Origin of the sequence: Paraburkholderia sp. NMBU_R16 (assembly GCF_013282575.1) — a bacterium.
Taxonomy (GTDB): Bacteria; Pseudomonadota; Gammaproteobacteria; order Burkholderiales; family Burkholderiaceae; genus Trinickia.
Genome location: NZ_JAAAYE010000046.1, coordinates 38,389 through 45,313, shown reverse-complemented (window position 1 = coordinate 45,313; position 6,925 = coordinate 38,389). Strand labels below are relative to the sequence as shown.

Here is a 6,925-nt window from a genome sequence, read left to right as displayed (position 1 = left end):
TGCAACATGCGCCGAGCGTCAATCAACAAACGCTTGTCAGCGTCAATCAACATCGGCATCATCAACCTCGCCGCGACATTCTCATCTTGTTTGTCGCGCGTCTCTCATCCAGATTGTCGCGCCACACATCATGCTGACTTGGGGTGCCATCACCGTGCTGATGGGCTTCACGACCTCGATGGGGATCTTCTGCGGCCTGCGCTTCGCGCTGGGGGTCGCGGAGGCCGGCTTCTACCCGGGAGTCATCTACTATCTGACGCTCTGGTTCCCGCAGAGCTACCGGGCGCGCGTACTGGGCATCTTTACGCTGGGCAGCGCGCTGGCCAATATGCTCGGCTCGCTCGTGGGCGGTTGGCTGCTGAGTCTCGACGGCGCCTTCGGGCTGGCCGGCTGGCAGTGGGTCTTCGTGGCAACCGGTTTGCCCGCCGTGCTCGTCGCACTCGTCGTCTTCAAGATCCTGCCCGCATCGCTGCAGGAGGCACGTTTTCTCGATGCGCGCGAAAAGCAGATCGCACTCGCGGCGCTCGAACGCGAGAAACCGGTCGACGCGGTGCATGAGCATCCCTGGAAGGCGTTGCTCGATCCGCGCGTCATGCTGTTCGCCTGCACCTATATGCTCATGTCGACGTCGCTGTACGGCGTGACCTATTGGCTGCCGACGCTCGTTAAGTCATTCGGTGTCGCCAGCACGACCAACGGTTTGCTGAGCATGCTGCCCTGGGCCATCGCCGTGCTGCTGCTGCTCTACTTGCCGGGCAAGCTCAAGCGCAGCAAGGGCGTTCTCAAGGCGATCGCCATCGTCGCCGCGGTGGGTGCGCTCGGTTTCACCTGCAGTCTGCTGTTGCCGACGACACCGCTTCGCTTCATCGCACTCGTGCTCGGCGGGGCATGCATCCCGCTGCTCTATCCGTGCTTCTGGTCGATGCCGCCGCGTTACTTCAGCGGCGCGCGAGCGGCGGCAAGCGTGGCGGCGATCAATTCGATCGGCAATCTCGGCGGCTTTTTCGGCCAGAATCTCATGCCTTATGCCGGCAAGGCGACAGGCACCGCGTTCGGTCCCATGATCGTGCCGATCGTTTGTTTGAGCGTGCTTTGTTTCGGCGCCGCCATCGCCTGGTTCCAAACCGAACGCCGGCTCATCGTCGCGCAAGCCTGAGGCAACAGGCGGCGAAGGCTTGGCGGCGGCCGCTCGACAACGCACGCACGTTGTCGAGCGTGCCGTCAGAGCCCGGCGCCGCGGCTTCGCCCATCGTCTCCCGCTGTGCGCGCTTCGGCCCAAAGGTTCAGGAGCGCGCGTGTCTGAGCTTCGATCGTCCTTTGTATCAGCGCACTTTTCTCGGCATCGATGTGCGTCCACTCGAGCAGCGTCAGGGCTGAGCGCGGCGCGACATTGAATACCATCATCTGGCCGTGCAGGCTCAAGAGGCGAATTCGCGTAACCGGATCGTCGATGCGCGTGCCGCCGATGCGCGCAACCAATTCGGTACCGACGCGGTTCAGCGGCGCGCGCATTCGCGTTTGCAGGATTTCCGACGCGATGGACGGCTCCTGCCCCGTTTGCTCCCGTACGAAAAACAGACGTTGACTGGCTGTTGCAGGTGATAAGAACATCCGCTCGGCGATCACCCGCTGGATGTCAATGAACGCGTCGATCAACGCCGGTGTGTCCGCACCGGACGCAAGCTTGTCGTTCGCGCTTTGCACGACCGGCGCGAAGCGCTCCCAGACCACGTCCGCAATGTGCTCCGCGCAGGCACGATAAACCCCTTCCTTGTTGGCGAAGTAGTACTGCAGCGCCGGCGCATTCACGCCCGCCCGCGCCGCGATATCGCGTGTCGACGCGGCCTCGAAACCGCGCTCGCCAAACAGCTTGATGGCTGCGTGAACGATGCGCAGCCGCGTTTCGTCGCCGCGCGCATATCCACCTTGCGTGGGGCGCCGGCCACGCTTCATTTCACTCATGGGCTTCGTGCTCCTCACGTTCTCGCCTGGATCGACCTGTTGCCCGAAGGCGAAAATATATCACTTGACACATTTTTTCCAAGTGGAATAAATTGAGCGCCTCATGTAGACCGGGAATCCAACATCATGTCGGAGACTATCGATGCCTCCGCGCGCATCGACGGGCCGCGTTCGGGGCGCGGCACGCCACCGCGCCCGAACAAGCGAGCACTGTTCGCAGTCTTGCTGATCGCCCTCGCGATAGCGGGTGCATCCTGGTTTGCGTACTGGTGGACGCACGGGCGTTTCATCGAAACGACCGACGATGCCTACCTGCAGACCGACAGCGTCACGATCGCACCCAAAGTCAGCGGTTACGTCGCGGAGGTGCGGGTCGCGGACAACGAGGCGGTCACGACCGGCGCGCCGCTCGTACGGCTTGATGTGCGCCAGTATCAGGCTGCCGTCGATCAGGCGCAGGCGACCGTCGACGCACGCGCCGCCGATCTCGCTCGCGCTGAGGCCGACGTCGAGCAGCAAAAGGCTATCGTCGCACAGGCGCAGGCGGAACAGCAGGTCGCGCGCGTCGCGCTCGAGCATGACGCGGACGATGTACGACGCTATGCGCCGCTGACCGCGCAAGGCGCGGAAACGGCTGTCCATCTTGCGGAGCTGACGAGCACGCGCGATCAAGCGCGCGCGACGCTCACGGCCAAGGCGGCCGCGGTTCGCTCCGCGCAGGCTCAGGTGACATCGATGACGGCGCAGATCGCACAGGCGCGCGCGCAACTGGAAGCGGCGCGTGCGAGTTTGCGGCAATCGCAGCTCGATTTGCGAAACACCACGCTCGTGAGCCCGCTCGCCGGCCGCGTGGGGGATCGCAGCGTTCGGGTCGGCCAATACGTCCAGCCGGGCACGCGGCTGATGTCGGTCGTGCCGGTGCAAGCGGTTTACCTCGAAGCGAATTTCAAGGAAACGCAAATGCGGCGCATGCGGGTTGGACAGCCCGCGACGCTGCATGTCGATGCGCTGCGCGGTGTCGAGCTGCATGGCGTCGTCGATAGCTTCGCGCCAGGCACCGGGGCACAGTTCGCACTGCTGCCGCCCGAAAACGCGACGGGCAACTTCACGAAAATCGTTCAACGTGTGCCGGTTCGCATTCGCATCGAAACGGGCAGTGAAACGCGCACTCTCCTTTTGCCCGGGCTGTCGGTGACGGTCGATGTCGACACGCGCTCGGCGCGTGACGACGACAAGCGCGTCGTCAGCGAGAACCGGCATGGCTGAGTCGGCGTCGGCTGCCGGCCTGCCCGATACACCGGCTCACGGCGAGCGGGCGGGCGCCGCCGACTGGATCGCGGTCGCGGCCGGCGCGCTCGGCGCGCTGATGGCCACGCTCGATATCTCGATCACGAACTCGGCGCTGCCGCAGATTCAGGGTGCCGTAGGCGCGACCGGCACGGAAGGCACCTGGATTTCGACCGGCTATCTGATGTCCGAGATCGTGATGATTCCGCTCGCAGCCTGGCTCACGCGCGTATTCGGCCTGCGTAACTTCCTGCTTGCGAACGCGGCGCTTTTCATGGCGTTTTCGATGATGTGCGGCATGTCTGCATCGCTGCAGGCAATGATCGTCGGCCGCATCGGGCAGGGCTTCACGGGCGGCGCCATGATCCCGACCGCGCAAACGATCATTCGCACGCGATTGCCGCGTGCGCAGTTGGCGATCGGCATGACGATCTTCGGGCTCATCGTCTTGCTCGGTCCGTTGCTTGGCCCTGTCGTCGGCGGCTGGCTTGCCGAGAACGTCTCGTGGCGCTGGTGCTTTTTCATCAATCTGCCGGTATGCGTGGCCCTTTTGGCACTGCTTCTTGCCGGGTTGCCCAGTGAGTCGCCGCGCTGGCGCGAATTCGTGGAGGCGGATTGGATCGGTATCGTCGGCCTGTCGATCGGCCTGAGCTCGTTGACGGTCGTGCTCGAGGAAGGGCAGCGTCACCAATGGTTCGAATCGAACGAGATCGTTGCCATGAGTGCGATCGCGGCGCTCGGTTTCGTGCTGATCGCGGTGTCTCAACTCGTTGCCGACAAACCGATCATGCGGCTCTCGCTCCTGCGCAACATTCGGTATGCGAGCGTCATTCTCATTGTCTCGGCGGTGGGGGCGGGCATCTACGGGGTTTCTTATCTCGTACCGCAGTTCCTGAGCCTTATCGCAGGCTATAACGCCGAGCAATCGGGCGGCATCATGTTGCTTGCGGGTCTGCCGGCGTTCCTCGTGATGCCCATTCTGCCGCGCTTGCTGAACAAGGTCGATTTTCGCGTGCTGGTAGTAAGCGGTCTCGCTTGCTTCGTGATTAGCTGCTTCATCGATACCGGGCTGACGTCGCAAAGCGCCGGTCACGATTTTCTGTGGTCGCAACTGTTGCGCGGCGTGGGACAGATGCTCGCGATGATGCCGCTGAACCAGGCATCGATGGCGGCCGTGTCGCGCGAGGAGTCGGCGGATGCGGCGGGCCTCTACAACATGGCTCGCAACTTGGGCGGCTCGATTGGCCTCGCCATCATCGGCGTGGTCATCGATCGTCGCAACAGCTTTCATGTCGCGGCCATTCGCGAGTCGGTCACGGCAAACTCCCTTCGCGGGCAGGAACGAATCGCCGCCGACGCGGCGGGCTGGCTCGCCCGCGCGAGCGATTCGGCGCACGCGAATCTGCAGGCGCTGGGCCAGCTCGCGCAGCAGATCCAAGTGCAGGCGATGGTGATGACTTATTCTGAAACCTTCTACGTCCTGGCCATCGCGTTGCTCGTCTGCATCCCGCTCGCACTGTTATTGAGAATGCCCAAACAGGTATCTGTCGACGCAAGCGCAGCCCGTCACTGACGCGCATTCCCGGGCATCGGAGTTGCTGCGCAGACGCAACCGGTTTAGCCGCTCAGGACTGGGTGTGGCGTGCCAACAGGGCAGTAGCGCTCGAGGGCACGTCCCGCTGCGGAATCCCGTCGAGGACGGCATATATTCTCGGTAAGATATGAAAAATCGCCGGGGGTGACGTGTGCTGACATCGGACTCGGGTGACAGGGGGCGCGGCGCCGGTTTGGTGCGGCGCATCTACGTCATCCGCCTTGTTGGCTATGTAATGGGATTGCCGCCGATCCTGCTGCAGTTGCATGCGCAGCATGCCGGTGCGTGGCTTCGTGCGTCCGTTTGGGCGATTTGCCTGATATGGCCGCACGTGGCCTACCTGCAGGCAAAGCGAGCCGCACAGCCGATCGTGCGGGAAAGAGTGAACCTCGTCTGCGATTCCGCGTGGGGTGGGTGGCTCGCGGTTGCGATACAGTTCGCACCGATCGGCACGATCGTGATTCTGCTCATGTTCGCGCTCGACAATATGGCGGTAGGCGGCTGGCGGCTCTTTTTGGCCGGCACGCTCGCGAGCGCCTGCGCGGTCTTCCTCGGTGTCCTCATACTGGGTGCGCCGTCGGTACTCGTCCGCGCCGAGTCTTACATCGACTTTGCGTGGCTGCCCGTTGCCGTGGTCTATCCGCTCGTGCTCGCCAAGACCACGCACGATGTGTCCGCCAAGCTCATCGAGCGCTCGGCGCGATTGCGCGAGCTGAGCGAACGCGACAGCCTCACGGGACTCGTCAATCGCGGCACGGTAGCCGGGAGCCTGCAGGCGCTGCTGGCCGGGGCGGAGGGCGCGCAGGAGCGGATCAGCGTGCTCTTTATCGATCTCGACGGCTTCAAGACCGTCAACGACGCATTGGGCCATAACGTGGGCGACGAGCTGCTCGTCAAAATGGCTGAACGGCTCGCGGCTTGCGCGCACGATGACGAGATCGTTGCACGCTACGGCGGGGACGAGTTCGTCATCGTTGCGCGCCACAGCAAGGAAGATGGCGCCGATCGCCGATCGACACTGTCCGAAGCGGTGCTGCAAGCCATGTCCAAGCCGATCGACGTAGGCGGGCACGAGCTCTTGCTAGGAGCGAGCATCGGCGTCAGCTCGTTTCCCGATGACGGCCGCGATGCAGCCGGTTTGCTGCACAGCGCCGACATCGCGATGTATGCCGCCAAGAATCGGGGCCGCAACTGCTATGAGCTCTACCAGCCGAGGATGCGCGCCGAAGCCGATGCCCGGTTGCGGCTGTCGGCGCGGTTGCGAAAGGCCATCGAGTCGGGCGGTCTGCATTTGCACTATCAGCCGCAAGTCGATATGCGCACGGGAGAACTGCGTGGCCTCGAAGCGCTGGTTCGCTGGCATGACGTCGATTTCGGCGAGATCCAGCCGAGCGATTTCATCGCCGTAGCGGAGACTGCCGGACTCGTCTCGCATCTCGGCGAATGGGTGCTGGGCGCTGCCTGTGCGCAGGTCGTCGCGTGGCAGCGCTTGGGCGTGCGTGTCCCACGCATTTCAGTCAACGTTTCGCCGCTCCAACTGCAACGTGCGGATGTCGTCGAAACGTTCGAGCGAATCTTGAACGAGACGCGAATCGAGCCAGCGTGCGTCGAGCTCGAAGTGACCGAGACGGCGCTGATGCGCCAGCCGGAGACCGCGGCGCGGCGCCTGGGCGAATTCCGGCGTGCCGGCATCACGATCGCGATCGACGACTTCGGCATGGGCTATTCGAGCCTGGGCCAGTTGCGCAAGCTGCCGATCGATCGCATCAAGATCGACCGTGCATTCGTCGAAGGGATCGGCGCCGGCGACTCCGGCGCGATCGCGACTGCAATCGTGACGCTCGCCAAGACCCTCGGCCTGGCGGTCATTGCGGAGGGTGTCGAAACGGCCGCGCAACGCGATTTTCTGCTCTCGCTGGGCTGCTTCGACGCGCAGGGCTACCTTTACAGCAAGCCGCTCGACGTCGATGCTGCGACGCGCCTGCTGGTTGACGGCGGCACGTTGCCGCAGTTGGGCGATGCGCCATGCGGTGGAAAAGGACGCATCGTGGTTTGACGCGGCGACGCGCGCCGTCTGCTCGA

4 protein-coding genes and 1 pseudogene are annotated in these 6,925 nt (G+C 63.9%); 4 read left to right on the top strand and 1 reads right to left on the bottom strand.

The annotated features are described in order from the left end of the window. Window positions 1–127 precede the first annotated feature (127 nt). A pseudogene (locus GWC77_RS20980) lies at window positions 128–1,156 on the top strand (MFS transporter); the annotation flags it as partial. A gap of 65 nt (window positions 1,157–1,221) precedes the next feature. Here the strand turns inward: GWC77_RS20980 and GWC77_RS20975 are convergent. After that, the gene (locus GWC77_RS20975; protein ID WP_173260079.1) at window positions 1,222–1,962 is read right to left on the bottom strand and encodes a CerR family C-terminal domain-containing protein; all 741 of its coding nucleotides are present in this window, start codon (window positions 1,960–1,962) and stop codon (window positions 1,222–1,224) included. 126 nt (window positions 1,963–2,088) lie between these two features. Here GWC77_RS20975 and GWC77_RS20970 point away from each other — a divergent pair, with 126 nt between their 5' ends. The 3 genes from GWC77_RS20970 (at window position 2,089) to GWC77_RS20960 (ending at window position 6,899) form a co-directional block, all read left to right on the top strand. Beyond that, window positions 2,089–3,228 (top strand): HlyD family secretion protein, encoded by a 1,140-nt coding sequence (locus GWC77_RS20970; RefSeq protein ID WP_173260078.1) that lies wholly within the window; start codon window positions 2,089–2,091, stop codon window positions 3,226–3,228. Next, window positions 3,221–4,822 (top strand): MDR family MFS transporter, encoded by a 1,602-nt coding sequence (locus tag GWC77_RS20965; protein WP_173260077.1) that lies wholly within the window; start codon window positions 3,221–3,223, stop codon window positions 4,820–4,822. The genes GWC77_RS20970 and GWC77_RS20965 overlap by 8 nt, the downstream gene beginning before the upstream one ends. 172 nt (window positions 4,823–4,994) lie before the next feature. After that, entirely contained in the window at window positions 4,995–6,899 is a 1,905-nt protein-coding gene (locus GWC77_RS20960) for an EAL domain-containing protein (RefSeq protein WP_173260076.1), read from the top strand. Window positions 6,900–6,925 lie beyond the last annotated feature (26 nt).

Excerpts from the sequence above, each read along its gene's own strand:
- GWC77_RS20975 (WP_173260079.1), bottom strand. The coding sequence starts at position 1,962 with ATGAGTGAAATGAAGCGTGGCCGGCGCCCCACGCAAGGTGGATATGCG.
- GWC77_RS20970 (WP_173260078.1), top strand. The coding sequence starts at position 2,089 with ATGTCGGAGACTATCGATGCCTCCGCGCGCATCGACGGGCCGCGTTCG.
- GWC77_RS20965 (WP_173260077.1), top strand. The coding sequence starts at position 3,221 with ATGGCTGAGTCGGCGTCGGCTGCCGGCCTGCCCGATACACCGGCTCAC.